General features: G+C 43.9%; 18 protein-coding genes and 1 other RNA gene. 10 read left to right on the top strand and 9 right to left on the bottom strand.

Annotation, left to right across the window (positions count from 1 at the left end; translation table 11 throughout):
* The first annotated feature begins 32 nt into the window (after nt 1-32).
* On the top strand, nt 33-419 hold the full coding sequence (locus HF888_RS13595; protein WP_207798136.1) for a group I truncated hemoglobin: 387 nt from the start codon (nt 33-35) through the stop codon (nt 417-419).
* Nucleotides 420-517: 98 nt separating this feature from the next.
* Here HF888_RS13595 and HF888_RS13590 read toward each other — a convergent pair whose 3' ends face one another.
* The 4 genes from HF888_RS13590 to HF888_RS13575 form a co-directional block, all read right to left on the bottom strand.
* On the bottom strand, nt 518-1348 hold the full coding sequence (locus HF888_RS13590; protein ID WP_007018476.1) for a sulfite exporter TauE/SafE family protein: 831 nt from the start codon (nt 1346-1348) through the stop codon (nt 518-520).
* Between the two features lie 76 nt (nt 1349-1424).
* A complete protein-coding gene (locus tag HF888_RS13585; RefSeq protein ID WP_007018477.1) occupies nt 1425-2468 on the bottom strand; it encodes a methionine synthase in 1044 nt (347 codons plus the stop codon).
* Between the two features lie 24 nt (nt 2469-2492).
* A complete protein-coding gene (locus HF888_RS13580; RefSeq protein ID WP_007018478.1) occupies nt 2493-3467 on the bottom strand; it encodes a DUF1852 domain-containing protein in 975 nt (324 codons plus the stop codon).
* Between the two features lie 133 nt (nt 3468-3600).
* A complete protein-coding gene (locus HF888_RS13575; RefSeq protein WP_007018479.1) occupies nt 3601-4497 on the bottom strand; it encodes a LysR family transcriptional regulator in 897 nt (298 codons plus the stop codon).
* A 113-nt stretch (nt 4498-4610) separates the two neighbouring features.
* On the opposite strand from HF888_RS13575, the gene HF888_RS13570 reads away from it, so the two are divergent.
* Nucleotides 4611-5393 (top strand): NAD(P)H-flavin reductase, encoded by a 783-nt coding sequence (locus HF888_RS13570; protein WP_133308504.1) that lies wholly within the window; start codon nt 4611-4613, stop codon nt 5391-5393.
* A 157-nt stretch (nt 5394-5550) separates the two neighbouring features.
* Here the strand turns inward: HF888_RS13570 and ssrA are convergent.
* Both ssrA and HF888_RS13560 read right to left on the bottom strand, forming a co-directional pair.
* Nucleotides 5551-5908, bottom strand: a transfer-messenger RNA (tmRNA) gene (ssrA, locus tag HF888_RS13565).
* Between the two features lie 455 nt (nt 5909-6363).
* Nucleotides 6364-6609 carry a TIGR03643 family protein gene (locus tag HF888_RS13560; protein WP_007018481.1) on the bottom strand — a complete coding sequence of 82 codons (246 nt, stop codon included), beginning with the start codon at nt 6607-6609 and terminating at the stop codon, nt 6364-6366.
* 190 nt (nt 6610-6799) lie between these two features.
* On the opposite strand from HF888_RS13560, the gene HF888_RS13555 reads away from it, so the two are divergent.
* On the top strand, nt 6800-7927 hold the full coding sequence (locus HF888_RS13555; RefSeq protein WP_007018482.1) for a porin family protein: 1128 nt from the start codon (nt 6800-6802) through the stop codon (nt 7925-7927).
* Nucleotides 7928-8020: 93 nt separating this feature from the next.
* Here the strand turns inward: HF888_RS13555 and smpB are convergent, their stop codons facing one another.
* A complete protein-coding gene (gene smpB / locus HF888_RS13550) occupies nt 8021-8506 on the bottom strand; it encodes an SsrA-binding protein SmpB (RefSeq protein ID WP_007018483.1) in 486 nt (161 codons plus the stop codon).
* Between the two features lie 115 nt (nt 8507-8621).
* Here smpB and HF888_RS13545 point away from each other — a divergent pair, with 115 nt between their 5' ends.
* The 3 genes from HF888_RS13545 to HF888_RS13535 all read left to right on the top strand — a co-directional run bounded on the left by HF888_RS13545 (nt 8622) and on the right by HF888_RS13535 (nt 10815).
* Entirely contained in the window at nt 8622-9974 is a 1353-nt protein-coding gene (locus HF888_RS13545) for a sodium-dependent transporter (protein ID WP_007018484.1), read from the top strand.
* Nucleotides 9975-10057: 83 nt separating this feature from the next.
* Nucleotides 10058-10495, top strand: a complete 438-nt coding sequence (locus HF888_RS13540; RefSeq protein ID WP_007018485.1) for a type II toxin-antitoxin system RatA family toxin — start codon at nt 10058-10060, stop codon at nt 10493-10495.
* Nucleotides 10495-10815, top strand: a complete 321-nt coding sequence (locus HF888_RS13535) for an RnfH family protein (protein ID WP_007018486.1) — start codon at nt 10495-10497, stop codon at nt 10813-10815. The genes HF888_RS13540 and HF888_RS13535 overlap by 1 nt, the downstream gene beginning before the upstream one ends.
* A gap of 18 nt (nt 10816-10833) precedes the next feature.
* On the opposite strand, the gene HF888_RS13530 is transcribed toward HF888_RS13535, so the two are convergent.
* A complete protein-coding gene (locus HF888_RS13530) occupies nt 10834-11217 on the bottom strand; it encodes an outer membrane protein assembly factor BamE (protein ID WP_007018487.1) in 384 nt (127 codons plus the stop codon).
* Nucleotides 11218-11294: 77 nt separating this feature from the next.
* On the opposite strand from HF888_RS13530, the gene fur reads away from it, so the two are divergent.
* Complete coding sequence (gene fur / locus HF888_RS13525; RefSeq protein WP_007018488.1) at nt 11295-11708, top strand: ferric iron uptake transcriptional regulator; 414 nt, start codon at nt 11295-11297, stop codon at nt 11706-11708.
* A 131-nt stretch (nt 11709-11839) separates the two neighbouring features.
* On the opposite strand, the gene recN is transcribed toward fur, so the two are convergent.
* Nucleotides 11840-13513: a DNA repair protein RecN gene (recN, locus tag HF888_RS13520; RefSeq protein WP_007018489.1), complete on the bottom strand. Its 1674-nt coding sequence runs from the start codon at nt 13511-13513 to the stop codon at nt 11840-11842.
* A gap of 164 nt (nt 13514-13677) precedes the next feature.
* On the opposite strand from recN, the gene grpE reads away from it, so the two are divergent.
* The 3 genes from grpE (at nt 13678) to dnaJ (ending at nt 17582) form a co-directional block, all read left to right on the top strand.
* The gene (grpE, locus tag HF888_RS13515; RefSeq protein WP_007018490.1) at nt 13678-14274 is read left to right on the top strand and encodes a nucleotide exchange factor GrpE; all 597 of its coding nucleotides are present in this window, start codon (nt 13678-13680) and stop codon (nt 14272-14274) included.
* 142 nt (nt 14275-14416) lie between these two features.
* Entirely contained in the window at nt 14417-16333 is a 1917-nt protein-coding gene (gene dnaK, locus HF888_RS13510; RefSeq protein WP_007018491.1) for a molecular chaperone DnaK, read from the top strand.
* A gap of 136 nt (nt 16334-16469) precedes the next feature.
* Nucleotides 16470-17582, top strand: a complete 1113-nt coding sequence (gene dnaJ, locus HF888_RS13505) for a molecular chaperone DnaJ (protein ID WP_007018492.1) — start codon at nt 16470-16472, stop codon at nt 17580-17582.
* Nucleotides 17583-17638: the final 56 nt, after the last annotated feature.

Raw genomic sequence — 17638 nt, 5'->3', positions numbered from 1 at the left:
GCCTTCTAGTTCCCGTGCTTATCATTTTTCTAATGGCTTGCAGTACATTGCCAAATTCTAATGAAGATTCATTATATGAACGCATTGGTGGTTTACCCACTATCGAGAAACTTGTGGATGCGTTTATTAAAAATATCGCTCGAGATGAACAGGTTTTACCCTATTTTAGAAAATCTGATGTTACACATTTTCGCAATGGATTTATTGCTCATTTCTGTACTGTGGTGGATGGGCCTTGTGAATATAAAGGTGACAGTATGGTAGATATCCATACCGGTATGGATATAAATGAAGCTGACTTTAATCGCACGGTTGAACTATTAGTTGATGCCATGGAAAAAGTAGGCATCAGTTATCGCCAGCAAAATGAGATACTCGCACGGCTAGCATCGCTTCGAAAAGACATTATTCATCTATAAAGGTTGATATCCGATGGGATTCAATAACGATGATGATAGCGCTATCACTTTTCTTCCTTGAAATAGTGATATGCGTGTTGGTCATTCTCAAAAACGGCTTAGAGTAATATTTGCGATAACATACGCAAACCGGTGAACAGTAATACGATCGCAAAGACTTTCTTTAGTTTAGTGGCATCCAACCTAGCCGCTATTGAAGCCCCAACGGGGGCAAATAATACGGTAAGCGGGACGATACAAATAAATCCAACGAGATTTACCAATCCGACTGTACCAGATGGCGCATCAATTGGCGTACTTCCCAATACCATCATAGTGAGCGCCCCAGGTAGAGAAATGATCAAGCCTATAGCTGCTGCGGTTCCAACCGCTTTGTGAGCCGGGTAGTTGTATAATGTCAGTAAGGGTACAGAGAGAGTACCGCCACCTATTCCTACCATTGAGCTGAAAAAGCCAATAGACGTGCCCATGGTTGTTTGTCCAGCAGTACCTGGAAGTTGTTGAAACAAAGCCGATTTTCCGGTTCTGAATAGCATGTTCAATGCGGATAATGTCGCAATTATCCCAAACAATGCCGTAAGCCAAGTACCATCCACACGAGTCACTAGCCAGCTACCTAGTAGTACGCCAATTAGAATAAAAAATGCCCAATACTTGAGTAGATCAAAATCGACATTTCCCTTTTGGTGATGAGAACGAATCGAGCTGATGGATGTCGGTACAATAGTAGCCAAGGAAGTGGCAGTAGCGATTAACATAGCCGAATCTGGTGATACACCAAATCCTTGAAATAAGAAGAATAAGACAGGAACGATAACGATACCGCCACCGACTCCCAGTAGACCCGCCAAAATACCTGCAAAGATTCCGGTAATAATCAGAGCAATAAATGCCATGAGATTACTGGATAAAAATTCCATGATGTTCATTTAAGAAACTTCTATTAATAAAATGAAAGATATTGTAATTTTAATTAGGGGCTCAAGCCCCTAAGAAGTCTAAAGACTAAGCGCTTTTTTGTAGAGCGCTTAGCTCTTTTCTTACGATTTCAGCGCCTGCGCTTAATGCTTCGAGTTTACCCCGAGCGACTTTTCTGGAAAGAGGAGCCATACCACAATTGGTGCAAGGGTATAGCTTATCAGCATCGACGTATTTTAAGGCTTCTCTTAAAGTGTTTGCGACCTCTTCCGGTGTTTCGATATCGTTAGTCGATACATCAATGGCGCCTACCATGACTTTTTTTCCGCGAATCATTTCAAGAACTTCTAATGGCACACGACCGTTGTGGCACTCAAGAGAAATAATATCGATATTAGATTTCTGTATCGCTGGAAATGTTTTCTCGTAGTGACGCCATTCAGAACCTAACGTTTTTTTCCAATCCGTGTTGGCTTTGATCCCATAGCCATAACAAATATGCACAGCCGTTTCGCATTTGAGCCCTTCGATTGCCCGTTCTAGCGCAGCAATCCCCCAATCATTGACCTCATCAAGAAAAACGTTAAATGCGGGTTCATCAAATTGAATGATGTCCACACCAGCAGCCTCTAGTTCTTTTGCTTCTTGATTTAATACTTTCGCGAATTCCCATGCCAAGGTTTCACGGTCTTGATAATAATCATCGTACAACGTATCTACCATAGTCATAGGACCGGGTAGTGCCCATTTAATGGGTTGATTAGTCTGTTGACGCAAGAATTTTGCATCGTCAACAAATACGGGTTTGGTTCGACTAATCGGTCCGACAACCCCCGGCACGCTGGCATCATAACGATCACGGATTCGAATCGTTTTTTTATTTTCAAAATCAACACCGTCTAGGTTTTCAATGAAGGTAGTAACAAAGTGCTGGCGTGTCTGTTCACCATCACTGACGATATCGATTCCGGCAGTTTGTTGCTCTTGTAATATCACACGAAGAGCATCTTGTTTTCCTAATTTAAGTTCTTCATCCTGCAACTTCCATGGAGACCAAAGCTTCTCTGGCTCAGCTAGCCATGATGGTTTCGGTAGGCTACCGGCACTAGAGGTGGGTAGTAGTGTCTTCATAATTTTCATTCCTTTAGGTAGCAATTAGGCGAAGTTGTTAGACCATTGATCCAATACAGATTGATAAGGCTTAATGAAATACTCTTCTGCAAACTTGCCTTGTTTAATCGCTAACTGACTCCGCTCTTCACGGTCATAAACAATCTGAGTGACCGAGTGATCAGAGTGCTCGAGATTGGGTTGATAGATATATCCAGCTATAGAGTTGGCATTGTAGATTTCAGGTCGATAGATTTTTTGGAATGTCTCCATCGTGCTAATTGTGCTAATCAATTCAATATTGGTGTAGTCACCGAGTAAATCACCAAAGAAATAAAATGCGAGGGGAGCAACGCTGTTTGGTGGCATGAAGTAGCGCACGTCAAAGCCCATTTTTTTAAAGTATTGTTCGGTTAATGATGATTCATTGGGTCGGTATTCAGAGCCGAGGATCGGGTGTTTGTTCTCAGTTCGATGGTAAATTTTGTTTTCTGAAACGCTTAAGCAAATAACAGGAGGCTTACTGAATGTATCTTTATAGGTATTTGAGTTGAGAAAATCTTTAAATAGATTTCCATGGAGCTCGCCAAAATTTTTCGGAACGCTGAAGCTTGTTTGATCTTTATTGTAGTCACGCAATACGACACTAAAGTCATAATCTCGTACGTAAGAGGAGAAGTTATTGCCCACAATACCTTCAATGCGTTTCCCGGTCTTATGGTCAATGATATTGGTCTTTAAGATCTCAATAGATGGGAAGTGCTGGCCATCTCCTTTGATATCAATATCCACTGAAATGATCTCAAGTGCTAGAGAATAGCGATCGCCTTTAGGATTATCCCAAGTGGCTAAAGCATTGAATCTAGCATCCATCATGCGTAAAGCATTGCGTAGATTCTGCTTGCGGTTATCACCTCTCGCTAGATTGGCAAAATTAGTGGTGATGCGTGTGCTATCCGCAGGCTGATAGTTCTCATCAAAGCGAATGCTTTTAATCTTGTAGGTAAAACCGTTACTCATGACAATGTCTCCGTGTGAGCGTGCAATCAATAAACTGCACACTTTATACTTGGATCATCACATGAAAAAAATTGATTTTATCTCATTAAACCATTACATATTCTCATGAAATGGTCGTGGCTGTGCTGGTTGGCTAATTTGTTGGTGAGTTGAAGCTCCGTGCAAGATCCATAAAGGCCTGAAGGTATTGGATGCCGGAATCACCATCTCGGGTACCGAGGTAGATTTGCTTATCAATGCCATTTTCACCTAACCGTAAAACAGTTAATGGCAGTGTTTTGCTATATTCTTCGGCTAGCCATTTTGGCAATGCCGCGACGCCTCGATTGCAAGCCACCATTTGCATCATGATATCGGTGGCTTCCGTCGTTTTGTGAAGCCTAGGGTTAACATTGGCAGGACTCAAAAACTGTGAGTATATATCCAAGCGGTCTGTTGCGACTGGGTACGTGATCAATACTTGATCTCTTAAGTCCTCCGCCTTTACATATTGGTGAAACGCTAAAGGGTGATTTTTAGGTACAACCAACACTTGCTCATAGTCAAACACAGGCTGAAAGTTAAGTCCGCTTTTATAGAAAGGATCCGGTGTTACCAGCAAATCTATTTCGTAGTCCAACAAAGCACCGACACCGCCGAATTGGAATTTTTGCTTCACGTCCACATCCACATCTGGCCACGCGTCTAAGAATGGTGATACCACTCTCAGCAACCACTGATAACAAGGGTGGCATTCCATTCCAATGCGTAGCGTTCCTCTTTCACCTTGAGTAATCTGTTTTAGCTTGGTTTCTGCGTGATCCAGTAACGGCAGTACGCGATTAGCGATATTCAATAAATATTGCCCAGCTTGGGTCAAGCGCAAGCTTCGACCTTCTCGAATCCAAATCTCTGTCCCCAGGTTATCCTCCAGTTTTCGTACCGTATGGCTCAAAGCTGACTGGGTAACGCATAGCTCTTTGGCTGCTGCGGTTAGTGATCCTTGCTCTTTTACGGCATGCACGATTCGAAGATGGATTCGCTCAATCATAGTTCTTATGAATAAAAATAATGGAATGCTGAAAATATAACATTTCTACTCATTATTAAACTAAATTAAGCTTCTCATGATGAAAATTAGTAATTCAAATGACGGATTCAGCTATGAGTAGAGTGGTTGCAGAGGATAAAGTTGGCACATATGCGTGCAGTGTTATTAGTGTAAGGCCGCTAAACGGGATAATTTTTGAGATTGAATTGCAATCGCTAAAAGGTGAGCATCTTAGCTATAAATCAGGTCAGTATCTTGCGCTCGAGCTGGATGTAAATAACGACGGACAGGTACATTCTCTATTTTATACGATCGCCAGTCGTTTCAATCTAGAGCAGCCAAACTCATTGCAGTTGATTATTCAAAAAAATAGCGAATTCTCCAGCAAGGTGATAGATCGTTTAATGGAAGCGCTCCAAAATCAAGAGCCAGTCAATATTGCCTTACCCATGGGAAAGGCGTTTTTGCAAACTGATTTAAGATTTCCACATGTGCTTATCGCCGCCGGATCAGGTATTTCAAAAATAAAGTCCATTGCAGAAGAAATATTAACTCAGAGACCTGATGCCAATGTGAGAATCTATTGGTCCAATAGAAAGATAGATGACTTCTTTATGCTAAGTCGATTTCATGAATGGTCTGAGTTTCATCAAAATCTACACTTCACCCCCATTTTGGAATCCGCCGACAAAAAATGGTGTGGACGAACAGGTTACATTTATGAAGTCATCAAGGAAGACCTTTTAGATTTATCTGACGCACAGACTTATCTTTGTGGCTCCCCTCAAATGGTATACGGCACCATGGATGAACTGAGGAGCGAAGGACTTAAACAGGAAAACTGTTATTCGGATGTTTTCGAATTTGCTCCAAAAGAGAGGAAGATTGCCGTATAGGAATACAAGACAAGCGATACTAAAAGCGCTTTACAACGGTGGTTAAAGGCTTGGTTGTTATTGTTCATCGGAATGCTTTATTTATTTCAACGTGGTCTCAACATTTTCAAGCCTTAATAAAAAAGGCCAACCGAGAACGGTTGGCCTTTTAAGTATTTGGTGGAGACGGCGGGGTTCGAACCCGCGTCCGCCAACACTCCACTATCGGTTCTACATGTTTAGTCACTCTACTAGATTAACCCATCACGGCCCGAGAGACAGGGCGTTTAGGGCGAGCCTAATACTTATTTAACGCTTCAGCCTTAGACAAGCCTCCATCGCGAGCCTGTGTTGCGTGCCCTCGTCATCTGTCCACAGGCATCCAGAATCAGAGGTTAGCGGGCTATTATGCCGCTAGTGCGTAGTTTTCGTCGTTTGCGACTATTTATATGTATAACGTTTATTTAGGAGATCGTCATACCCTCTCCACATGCACCTCAAGCTTCATCATCGGCGTCGAATCCAAAATCGTCCCCAAAAGCTTTTGGTAACACGCATTGTATGGCCGCACTGGGTCTTATTCAAGGGATTATCAAATTATATCTTTCGCTGAGTGTTGCCGGATTGGATTTTGTGAAAGGTGGCTTCCGAAGAAAATCCTACGGAAATCGGGTTGATTGAATTTTAGGCATTGTGTGGTACGTATGTATTGGGTAGAATGCGCCTCAAATTGGTTCATCATACTCATTGGAGTCACCAAAATGATGCAGTTTTATTCGGTGATGGGCTCAATCATGTTTGTTTTGAGTCTTGCCTTTGTATCTGTACAAGCCCTAGCGGGTTAGTTCGGATACGTGTTTTTGTTGGACAATATCCTTTGAGTGGTTTGTTCAATGGTTGTTTTAAGGTTTTTCTTCCTTTGTTCTCTTTGCCCCATCGGTCTCCGCTGGGGCTTTTTTTGCCTGTTTTTTCTAGTCATCTTTGCATGCAACTAACGAGGTTTGTATTGGGTTGGGCAATAAGCCCGCAATACGGATTTGTCTCGCAGCTGTTCATGCTTGGTCTTGCGTCCAGATACTCTTGCTCGCCAATTTTTAAAGGCTTTCGGTTTTAGGGAGCTTCGCATGAGGGCAATTGTCGCTTTCTCGTCTAGCTTATATTCTCGTTCAATCGCCTCAAATGGGGTTCTGTCTTCCCATGCCATTTCAATGATTCGTGATTTGTCAGAATCGTTCATATGGTACCCATTCAATTTAGAATTCTGTTTGATGTACCTGTTTTTAAGGTGTTTGGTTCACATGGATTCGAAGATTCAGGCCAAAAGTGTATCTTTGCTTAATTTGAGATTGCCAGTGTGTTCAAAATACTTACAATAGCGGCTTTTTTGTTGTCCGTATGGTCAGCTATTAACCAGCGAAAGGTAGTATATGAAAAAGCAGTCTCAATTCATGGCCTTAGTATTAGGTTCTGCAATGGCCTCATCAGAGGTTTTAGCAGAGGACTATGTCAATTTAACCGGTAGTTTCCGTATGAACTACACGGTGCAAGATTGGAACGACGCACAGAAAAATCGTGGCGGCGATTTTGGTTTCAATCAAATCAATTTAGGTGTTGAGGCAAAGCATAAAGAAGTGCGCATCTCCAGTTCCTATCGCTGGTATGACAATGGTAACCCAAGCATGATTCACCATTTGTATTTTGCTACGGATATTGACGAAAACTCCGAAGTACAAGTTGGTTTGACTAAGGTACCTTTCGGCATTCAGCCATACGAAGGTCACAGCGACTGGGGTAACAACTTTTTGTTCATGGGTTTTAATGATGATTACGATTCGGGTATCAAGTACATTACCCAACAAGATAAGTTGAATGTGCAGGTAGCCTATTTTGCAGCGGGTGATAGTCGTAACGCATCTGACGCTGAGCGTTTTTCTGCAGATCTTGTAACCACAAAAGAAAACCCTACAGCGACTGAAGCTAACGAAGAAGCCCATCAAGCGAATTTGCACATGGCTTACGATCTAGGTGGTTTGGAAGTGGGTGGTTCGCTGCAGCTTTCAGGTTTATACAATAATGTGACTGAAAAAATGGGCCATGCCTATGCCGTGGCTGCGTTTGTTAACGGTGACTTAGGTCCCATTCAGGTTCAAGCACAAGCGGCTCGATATGAGTTCAATCCACGTAACGGCGGTGCGGATGATAAAACTGTACAGTACGGTACGTTTGGCGCTACCTATGACGTAGCAGCTAAAGCCAATATGTATGTTTTAAACTTGGCTTACCCTCTACCATTGCAAGGCGGTATAGTTGATTCTGTATTGCTTTTCAACGATTTCAGCATGCTTGAAAAAGACGCGTCTGGTTTTGAAAACTCTTACGTGAATACCTTTGGCTTACAGGTAGCCACGGGTAACTTATATACCAACTTTGATATCACGTCTGGTCGTAATGCGTTGTTCATTGGCGATGGCGAATACAGTACTGCATTGGCGCAGGGTGATGATCAAGGTGATTGGAATACTTTCTTTAATATCCAGATGGGATATTACTTCTAAGCAAACAAAAAGGCCCATTACACAAGTAATGGGCCTTTTATTTATGTTTATTTAGCAGTAGTAATTCGAGAAAGTAAGTCGTGTACGCTAAGACTAGCGAAGGTTGTTTTTCATGATGCGCTCTTTTTGCTTATCCCAGTCTCTTTGTTTACTGGTCTCGCGCTTATCATGGGCTTGCTTACCTTTACCTAATGCGATCTTGCATTTGACGTTAGGGCCTTTCCAATACAACTCTAATGCAATGAGTGTGTATCCTTTTTGGTCAGCCATGGCGGCAAAGCGATCGATTTCTTTGCGATGCATAAGCAACTTACGATCTCGTTTAGGCGTGCAAACAACATGGGTGCTGGCCGTATTCAAAGGCGTGATATTACAGCCAGTGAGCCAAGCTTCATTGCGATGGATTATCACGTATGAATCCGTTAGTTGTACCTTGCCCTCACGAATACTTTTCACTTCCCAACCTTCTAAAGCCAAACCGGCTTCAGTGAGGTTATCCAAGTGATAGTCGTGTCGCGCTCGCTTATTACTGCAGATAGTCGAACTGGTATTCTTTGGTTTTTTCTTAGTCTTTCCCATGGCGCGAATTATAGGGCGCTACGAAAAAAAAAGATATGGGCATTTTCGGGCCTTGAGATATACCAGAAAATTCAACACAATTCGTTTGTACAATAACCATAAACTGGGGAAACACATGGCGGAACAAAAAAGCATTCATGGTCTGTGGCGTAGCCGCTGGCTGTTTATTTTGGCAGCAACGGGCAGTGCGGTTGGTCTTGGAAACATCTGGAAATTTCCATACATAACCGGTGAAAATGGTGGTGGCGCGTTTGTATTGGTTTACCTTGCTTGTATTGCCATTATCGGTATCCCAGTGATGATCGCAGAAGTAAGCTTGGGTCGTATGGGGCGTCAGAGTCCAATCAATACCATGCAAGCCATATCTAAAGATCAAAAGGCCAATCCGTTTTGGGGCTCGATTGGTTGGATGGGTGCTTTATCAGGCTTCTTCATTCTTTCTTTCTATTCAGTTATTGCAGGTTGGGCGCTGGCGTATGTATTCCGCATGGCAGGTGGTGCCTTCGATGGTGCAACGCCCGCACAAGCTGGTGAAATATTTAGCGGTCTTATCTCCAACCCAGAAGTGTTGTTAGCTTGGCATACTATCTTTATGGTTATCACGATTGCCATTGTGGCACGCGGTGTAAACAAGGGCTTAGAGCGTGCGATCAGTATCATGATGCCGCTATTATTCTTGATCCTTGTTGTGCTTCTAGGTTATTCCATGAACACGGATGGTTTTGCAGAGGGCTTTAGCTTCTTATTTAGCTTTGACTTTAGCAAGATCACGGGTGAGAGCCTAATGGTTGCACTTGGTCATGCATTCTTCACCCTAAGCTTGGGTATGGGTGCCATTATGGCTTATGGTGCTTACATGCCAGCCAATACATCTGTTGGTAAAACCGTATTGACGGTTGCTGCGCTTGATACCATTATCGCCTTGGTTGCAGGTCTTGTTATTTTCCCTGTTGTCTTCTCAAACGGTATGGAAGCAGCGGCTGGCCCAGGCCTATTGTTCCAGACTCTGCCTGTTGCGTTTTCTCAAATTCCTGCTGGTACCTTTTTTGGTACATTATTCTTTATTTTAGTTGGCTTTGCAGCACTAAGCTCTGCCATTTCATTGGGTGAGCCAGTAGTCGCTTGGGCAGTAGAAGCGAAAGGTGTATCACGGGCAACGGCCGCCACTTGGTTGGGCATTATCATTTGGTTGTTAGGTATTGGTACCGTGCTTTCCTTTAACCTATGGTCTGAATACACCCTATTCGGTAAGACTTTCTTCGATACCCTAGATTTCTTAACGGCAAATATCATGCTACCTCTAGGTGGTCTATTGATCGCAGTGTTTGTGGGCTGGAAGATGCGCTCTCAAGACGTTGCTGCAGAGGTTCGTATGCAAAACCCTGTAGTGTATAATGTCTGGAAGTTGATATTGCAGTTCATCGCTCCGCTAGCAATTGCGGCAGTTTTGATTAATGGCTTGATATAACAGAGTCAAAAATCATACGAAGAAAAAGGCCTGCTTAGCAGGCCTTTTTTTTGCACTCTAGGTATCATTTCTTGAGAGGATTCATGGCAAAGATAGAGCGTAGCGCACTGGTTATGCATAGTGCTGAAGATATGTACAAACTTGTAAAAGATGTAGCGTCGTATCCGCAGTTTTTGCCATGGTGTGACCGCGCTCATGTGAACGAAGAAACCGCCGATTCTTTAGAGGCAGGGATGACCATAAAGAAGGGGGGCTTGGAGCAAACCTTCACAACTCGAAATGCCCTTAACCCGCCACATTCTATGTCTTTACAATTGGTGGATGGCCCATTTGATAAACTAGATGGCTTGTTCGAGTTTCAAGCTCTATCTGATGAGGCATGTAAAGTCGTGTTAACATTAGACTTCGAAGTCAAAGGTCGTATTTTATCAATGACATTGAGCCCGATCTTGAAGCAAGCCGCCAATACCATGGTGGATGCGTTCGTAAAGCGAGCCGATGTAGTGTACGGAAAGAAATAATGGCAGATATGATTCAGGTAGAAGTGGCATACGCTAAGCCAGAAAAACAGCGTATCTTGGCGCTTGAAGTCGAGCAAGGGACCACTGTGTTTGAAGCTGCGGAAAAATCAGGAATCCTTCAGGAGTTTCCAGAGATTGATCTTGAAAACGCAAAAATGGGTATTTTTGGTAAAGCGGTACGTAGTCCTAAAGACGACGTGCTACGCGCAGGTGATCGAGTAGAGATTTACCGCCCGCTTATAATCGATCCCAAGCAAGCACGGGCCAATCGGGCTGCGAAAGCTGCAGAAAAAGCAGCTAAAGAAAAAAAGGCCGATTAATATCGGCCTAGTGTTTGATTATTCTGGCGCTCCATCACCAAACACACTGATTGGTTTTTCGTCGTCAGTTAGTGGTTGCGGATCAACGGTATTATCCAGCTCACCTTTATAATGTGTGTAATTGCCAGCGTTATCAAAGAAAACTGTGATAGCGTATTGCTTTACCTCATCTTCTCTACGTTCGCTTCGATAAACATAATCCCAGCGCTTGGCAGTGAAGGGATCTTTTAGAACTGGGGTTCCCATAACGTAGGCCACTTGGCGCTGGTTCATGCCAGGCTTTAATTTTTCTAGCATGTCTTGGGTCACAATATTGCCTTGTTGCACTTTTAATTTATAAACCTGCATGGAACATGCGGATATAAAAGTGGCAAGAATGACTGTGATAATAATTCGGAACATGTAAAATAACTCACTTATTTAACGATGAATGCATGATACCTGAAGTTGCGCGGCTCGCAACGACCAAAGGGCAAGTTATGGCAGATGAAAACTTAGAATTACGCAAAGCAGGTCTTAAAGTGACACTGCCGCGGGTAAAAATACTGCAAATTTTAGAAAATAATCCCGAACCTCACATGAGTGCTGAGGATGTATACAAAGCACTTATGGATGCCGGCGAGGAAGTGGGTTTGGCCACTGTCTACCGTGTACTCACTCAGTTTGAGACGGCAGGCCTTGTAGAGCGCCATAACTTTGATGGTGGTCATAGTGTTTTTGAGCTGGATCGCGGCGATCACCATGATCACATGGTTTGTGTGCAAACCGGCAAGGTGATTGAGTTTGTTAATGAAGAGATCGAGCGCCTTCAGCATCAAATAGCAGAAGAATATGGTTATGATCTTGTTGAGCACAATTTAGTGCTTTATGTGAAGCCAAGAGACGAGAAATAAAAAAAGCGGATGGCGATAATTCCTTTATCGTCATCCGCTACTTCGTTCAGTTTGTCCACAACCTCACGAAACTTCCTTTCGGAAACTGTGTTTCCTCCTGAAACACCTCCCACACAGAGTCTTTTTTATCTTTAGGCCTGGGCCGCATGTAGCATATCTCTTGCGTGCGCAAGCGTTGTATCAGTAATTTCTAAACCGCCCATCATGCGAGCTAATTCGTGTTGGCGCTGATCAGCGCTAAGCTCTCGAATTTGAGTGCGAGTTTGTTTTTTACCACTGAGCTTATTCACCAATAAATGCTGGTGGCTTAATGCCGCGACTTGCGGCTGGTGAGTAACACTAATGACCTGCTTATGTTCTCCCAAACTCTTTAATAAGCGCCCCATGCGCTCAGCGGTGGCGCCCCCAACTCCTACATCAATCTCATCAAAAATTAAGGTATTAGGTCCGCGTTGTATCAGGATTTGTAGTGCTAAGCTAATGCGAGAAAGTTCGCCACCCGAGGCTACTTTGTGCATTGGCTGCATAGGTTGGCCTGGGTTTAAGCTGATCATCAGCTCAATATCATCTAAGCCGTAGCTATTAGCCTCATGAAGGCTATGTGGTGTCACTTGAAACTCTAATTGAGCTTTATCCAGGGCCAGTTCTTTTAATTGAGAGAGTAGCGCTTTAGCCAATTTTGCCGCTGCTTTTTGGCGCTTATCGCTTAGTTGATTTGCACTTTGACTATAGGCTTCTTGAGCTTTTTCTTGAGCTGCTTGTAAAGATTCTAGCGATGCGTCTTCATGTGTAATGTCCGCTAGTTCATTGGCCAAGTCTTGGTGTAAGTCGAATAATTCTTCTGGACGTACCTTGTGCTTGCGAGCCAGTTCATAAATGGTGTTTAGGCGCTCTTCTACTTGCTGTAAGCGTTGAGGGTTAATCTCGAATCCGTCAATATAGTGATGCAATTCATTTGCACTTTCTTCTAGAGCAACCTGAGCTTGATTGAGTAGTTCATGGGCAGCTTGCAATTTGGTGTCGCTCTCTACCATAGGATCCAGTTTTTGTAGTGCCATTTGTACCGCTTGATAGGCGTCAATTTGATCTTCGTCACTGCGGCAAAGCTGCAAAGCTTGTTGGGCAGTGAGCAGATGATGCTCTGCATTAGCGAGACGTTTCTGTTCTTTTTCGAGAGACTCTATCTCGTCTTTTTCAAGGCTGAGTATGTCTAGTTCTTCTACCTGGTATTCCAATAGTTGAATACGAGCGTTGACCTCATCGCTCTGGTTCTGCAAGGCGTCCAGTTTTTTATTTAGGCTTTGCCACTCTTGGTATTGGGATTTGACTGTTTGCAATAGGTTTTCATGTTCGCCATAAGCATCTAAAAATAAACGAGGACTGTCTTTGTGTAGCAATTGCTGATGAGCATGTTGTCCGTGAATATCCAATAAAGACTGACCGACGTGTTTAAGTTGTTGAAGTGATACTGGGCGGCCATTGATGTAGCCGCGGCTGCGACCTTCGTTGGTAATAATGCGGGAAAGAATTAATTGTTCACCGTCGCCTTCGAGGTCATTGTCATGAAGCCACTGGCTAACAGTTGATTGATAAGCAATATCGAAGCAGGCATATATTTCGGCTTTTTGAGCGTCAGGGCGAACTTGCTTGGCATCGGCCTTTTGGCCTGTGGCAAGAGATAAGGCATCCAGCATAATGGATTTACCTGCGCCGGTTTCGCCTGTGACGGCACTGAACCCTTGCTTTAGATCCAGTTCAAGGCTGTCTACGATAGTGAAGTCTTTTATGGATATGTGCGTGAGCATAAATCCCTCTCCCTTAATGAGCGTCTTTCTCGCTGCCTGTATGCTTATACATATGTTTATTTATACAGTAAAAAATGTCTTTGTAAAGCCTCTTGAAACAAATAATTTCATCCCCACATTAAAGGCAGCTTAAAAATAACCTGAATATTTGTACGGAGAGGCGAATGTCTGAACAAGGCCAAGATATTGAAAACCCTGAAGTAGAAACTCAAGAAACTGCTCAAGAGCAATCTGAATCAGCTCAAGAATCAGCGGATAACACTGTTGAGTCAGTGGTAGAGCAAGATTCTCAAGTGGAAGCCCTGCAAGCGGAAGTGGCAGAGCTCAAAGAAGAAGTCCTACGCGCTCAAGCGGAAACGCAAAATGTTCGTCGTCGCGCTGAAGTAGATGTAGAAAAGGCTCATAAATTTAGCACAGAGAAATTTGCACGAGAGCTGCTCGAAGTTGTTGATAATTTAGAGCGTGCTATTGCAGCATCTCCTGAAGATGAAGTGGTGAAGCCTTTCTTGGAAGGCGTTGAAATGACACAAAAGAGCTTCGTTAACACGTTGAAGAAATTTAAGGTGGAAGCGATTGAGCCAGAAGGTCATCCGTTTGATCCAGATTTACACCAAGCAATTAGCATGGTGGATGCGCCAGATGCCGAGCCAAACACGGTTCTTAATGTGGTACAGAAAGGTTACACCATACACGATCGCTTATTGCGTCCTGCAATGGTTGTAGTATCTAAAGCAGCGCCTGCTGTGGATGAAAAAGCCTAAGAAATTAGGTTGTAATGGGTTGAAAAGGCAATATCCGCACCCATTAAAGGGTCAAGCAAAGAAATAATCAGGCATATGCCGAATTGCTAGAGTCAGCAACTGTTGCGGCTCTTACGAATTGAGAAAGATTGGAGAGGATAACATGGGTAAGATCATTGGTATCGACTTAGGCACAACAAACTCTTGTTTGTCTGTATTGGATGGCGACAAAGCACGCGTAATTGAAAACGCGGAAGGCGATCGCACTACACCTTCTATCATCGCATATGCAGATGATGGCGAGATTTTAGTAGGTCAGCCTGCAAAACGTCAGGCGGTTACTAACCCACAAAACACATTATACGCCATCAAGCGTTTAATCGGTCGTCGCTTTGAAGATGATGTCGTACAGAAAGACATTAAGATGGTGCCTTACACCATTACAAAAGCAGACAATGGTGATGCTTGGGTCGAAGTAAAAGGCGAAAAATTTGCACCGCCACAAATTTCTGCTGAAGTTCTTAAGAAAATGAAGAAAACAGCGGAAGACTATCTTGGTGAAAAAGTAACTGAAGCCGTTATCACTGTACCGGCTTACTTTAACGATTCACAGCGTCAGGCAACAAAAGACGCAGGTAAAATCGCAGGCCTAGAAGTCAAGCGTATCATCAACGAGCCAACAGCGGCTGCATTGGCTTATGGTATCGACAAAGAAGGCGGTGACCGCACTATCGCAGTTTACGACTTGGGTGGTGGTACATTCGATATCTCCATCATCGAAGTTGCTGACGTGGATGGTGAGAAACAATTCGAAGTATTGGCAACCAATGGTGATACTTTCCTAGGTGGTGAAGACTTTGATATGCGCTTGATCGAATTCCTAGCGGATGAGTTCAAGAAAGATCAAGGTATGGATCTACGCGGTGATGCACTGGCTATGCAGCGTCTGAAAGAAGCGGCAGAGAAAGCGAAAGTAGAATTGTCATCGGCTTCTCAGACTGACGTTAATCTACCTTACATCACAGCGGATGCATCAGGTCCTAAACACTTAAATGTAAAAGTGACTCGTGCCAAGCTTGAGTCTCTTGTAGAAGAGTTGGTTAAGAACTCGTTGAAGCCTTGTGAAATGGCTCTTAAAGATGCGGGTGTAAGTGCATCTGAAGTAGACGAAGTGATTTTGGTTGGTGGTCAAACTCGTATGCCACTAGTACAAAAATCTGTTGCAGATTTCTTCGGCAAGGAACCACGTAAAGACGTGAACCCAGACGAAGCAGTAGCCATGGGTGCTGCAATTCAGGGTGCCGTACTATCTGGTGACGTTAAGGATGTTCTTCTACTAGACGTAACGCCACTAACCTTGGGTATTGAAACCATGGGTGGTGTTGCCACAGCCGTAATCGAGAAGAACACGACGATTCCAACTAAGAAATCACAAGTGTTCTCAACAGCTGATGACAACCAGTCTGCGGTAACGATTCATGTTGTACAGGGTGAGCGTAAGCAAGCGTCTCAGAACAAGTCTCTAGGTCGTTTCGACTTGGCTGACATTCCACCTGCGCCACGTGGTGTACCGCAAATCGAAGTAACTTTTGACATCGATGCGAACGGTATTCTTAACGTAAGCGCGAAGGATAAGGCAACGGGTAAAGAGCAATCTATCGTGATTAAAGCCTCTTCTGGCTTGAACGATGATGAAATCGAAAAAATGGTGAAAGACGCTGAAGCGAATGCGGAAGCGGATAAAAAATTCGAAGAGATGATTCAAGTACGTAACACGGCTGATGGTCTTGTTCACGCAACTAAGAAAACGCTTGAAGAAGCTGGCGACAAAGCCACTGACGAAGAGAAGTCTGCAATTGAAGCAGCTATCGCGGAAGTGGAAGAAGCCCTTAAAGGTGATGATAAAGACGCCATCGAAGCGGCAACGAACAAGCTTACTGAAGCCTCTTCAGGTTTAGCTCAGAAGATGTATGCTGAGCAAGCACAACAGGCGCAAGGCGCTGAAGGTGCTCAGGAAGAAGCTGGCAAAGATGACGATGTCGTAGATGCTGAGTTCGAAGAAGTGAAAGACAACAAGTAGCGCTTTGCGTCAAAGCTGGCGGTGTAACAACATCGCCAGTGAGACACGCTAACGACAATTTGTCTGAGCAGACGATAAGCGCGGCGCTTTTTGAAGTGTTCGCGCTTATCTACTTTTAAAAGAAGCGTAAAAAATTATGTCTAAACGAGATTATTACGAAGTTTTAGGGGTTGACCGCCAAGCGGATGCCAAAGAAATCAAGCGAGCATACCGCAAGCTGGCCATGAAGTATCACCCGGATCGTAATCCGGATGACGCTGATGCTGATGCGAAATTTAAAGAAGCCTCTGAAGCGTATGAAATTCTAGGCGATCAAGAAAAACGCGCCGCATATGATCAATTTGGTCACGCTGGTGTTGATGGGTCAGCCGGTGCAGGAGCGGGTGGTTTTGGCGGCGGCAACTTCAGTGATATTTTCGGAGATGTGTTTGGTGACATTTTCGGTGGCGGCGGTGGGCGTCGTGGTGGGCCACAACGCGGCAACGACCTGAAGTACAACCTAGAACTAAGTCTAGAAGAGGCGGTTAAAGGCACTGAAAAAACCATTAAAGTGCCAACACTCGTCGACTGTGAAGTCTGTGATGGTTCTGGCGCCAAGGCAGGTAGTAAACCGACTGTATGTGGTACCTGTAATGGTCAAGGCCAAGTACGCATGCAGCAAGGTTTCTTTGCGGTGCAGCAAACTTGCCCGACGTGCCAAGGTCAAGGAACGATTATTAAAGACCCTTGCGACAGCTGTCATGGTCAAGGTGTTAAAGAAGAGACTAAGACACTGAATGTTAAAATTCCACCAGGTGTCGATAACGGTGATCGTATTCGTCTTAATGGCGAAGGTGAAGCCGGTGCAATGGGTGGCCCAGCGGGCGACCTTTATGTTGAAGCTCACATCAAACCTCATTCAATATTCGAACGGGATGGTCGCAATCTCTATTGCGATGTGCCAATCAGTATTGCAGATGCTGCCCTTGGTGGTGAGATTGAAGTACCGACGCTTGATGGACGCGTGAATTTAAAAATTCCGGCAGAAACACAAAGCGGTAAATTGTTCCGTTTACGTGGTAAAGGTGTGCTTCCTGTTCGTGGTGGCCCGCAAGGTGATTTGCTATGCCGAGTCATGGTTGAAACACCGGTGAACTTGAATGATAAGCAGAAAGAAATTCTGCGGGAGTTTCAAGCCTCACTAAAGGGGGAGAAACACTCGCCTCGTAAAAAAACATGGTTCGATAATGTAAAGGCATTCTTCGAATAGTTTGAGCGCGAGTGGCTTGTTTGAGTTGTTTGAATGTTGAGTTATGAGCGTCTTCC

Source organism: Bermanella marisrubri (assembly GCF_012295615.1).
Lineage (GTDB): Bacteria > Pseudomonadota > Gammaproteobacteria > Pseudomonadales > Oceanobacteraceae > Bermanella > Bermanella marisrubri.
This window is presented reverse-complemented; position numbering and strand designations above follow the sequence as displayed.

What these genes read in the sequence shown, in the direction of transcription:
- HF888_RS13595 (WP_207798136.1), top strand. Translation starts at nt 33, where the DNA reads ATGGCTTGCAGTACATTGCCAAATTCTAATGAAGATTCATTATATGAA.
- HF888_RS13590 (WP_007018476.1), bottom strand. Translation starts at nt 1,348, where the DNA reads ATGAACATCATGGAATTTTTATCCAGTAATCTCATGGCATTTATTGCT.
- HF888_RS13585 (WP_007018477.1), bottom strand. Translation starts at nt 2,468, where the DNA reads ATGAAGACACTACTACCCACCTCTAGTGCCGGTAGCCTACCGAAACCA.
- HF888_RS13580 (WP_007018478.1), bottom strand. Translation starts at nt 3,467, where the DNA reads ATGAGTAACGGTTTTACCTACAAGATTAAAAGCATTCGCTTTGATGAG.
- HF888_RS13575 (WP_007018479.1), bottom strand. Translation starts at nt 4,497, where the DNA reads ATGATTGAGCGAATCCATCTTCGAATCGTGCATGCCGTAAAAGAGCAA.
- HF888_RS13570 (WP_133308504.1), top strand. Translation starts at nt 4,611, where the DNA reads ATGAGTAGAGTGGTTGCAGAGGATAAAGTTGGCACATATGCGTGCAGT.
- HF888_RS13560 (WP_007018481.1), bottom strand. Translation starts at nt 6,609, where the DNA reads ATGAACGATTCTGACAAATCACGAATCATTGAAATGGCATGGGAAGAC.
- HF888_RS13555 (WP_007018482.1), top strand. Translation starts at nt 6,800, where the DNA reads ATGAAAAAGCAGTCTCAATTCATGGCCTTAGTATTAGGTTCTGCAATG.
- smpB (WP_007018483.1), bottom strand. Translation starts at nt 8,506, where the DNA reads ATGGGAAAGACTAAGAAAAAACCAAAGAATACCAGTTCGACTATCTGC.
- HF888_RS13545 (WP_007018484.1), top strand. Translation starts at nt 8,622, where the DNA reads ATGGCGGAACAAAAAAGCATTCATGGTCTGTGGCGTAGCCGCTGGCTG.
- HF888_RS13540 (WP_007018485.1), top strand. Translation starts at nt 10,058, where the DNA reads ATGGCAAAGATAGAGCGTAGCGCACTGGTTATGCATAGTGCTGAAGAT.
- HF888_RS13535 (WP_007018486.1), top strand. Translation starts at nt 10,495, where the DNA reads ATGGCAGATATGATTCAGGTAGAAGTGGCATACGCTAAGCCAGAAAAA.
- HF888_RS13530 (WP_007018487.1), bottom strand. Translation starts at nt 11,217, where the DNA reads ATGTTCCGAATTATTATCACAGTCATTCTTGCCACTTTTATATCCGCA.
- fur (WP_007018488.1), top strand. Translation starts at nt 11,295, where the DNA reads ATGGCAGATGAAAACTTAGAATTACGCAAAGCAGGTCTTAAAGTGACA.
- recN (WP_007018489.1), bottom strand. Translation starts at nt 13,513, where the DNA reads ATGCTCACGCACATATCCATAAAAGACTTCACTATCGTAGACAGCCTT.
- grpE (WP_007018490.1), top strand. Translation starts at nt 13,678, where the DNA reads ATGTCTGAACAAGGCCAAGATATTGAAAACCCTGAAGTAGAAACTCAA.
- dnaK (WP_007018491.1), top strand. Translation starts at nt 14,417, where the DNA reads ATGGGTAAGATCATTGGTATCGACTTAGGCACAACAAACTCTTGTTTG.
- dnaJ (WP_007018492.1), top strand. Translation starts at nt 16,470, where the DNA reads ATGTCTAAACGAGATTATTACGAAGTTTTAGGGGTTGACCGCCAAGCG.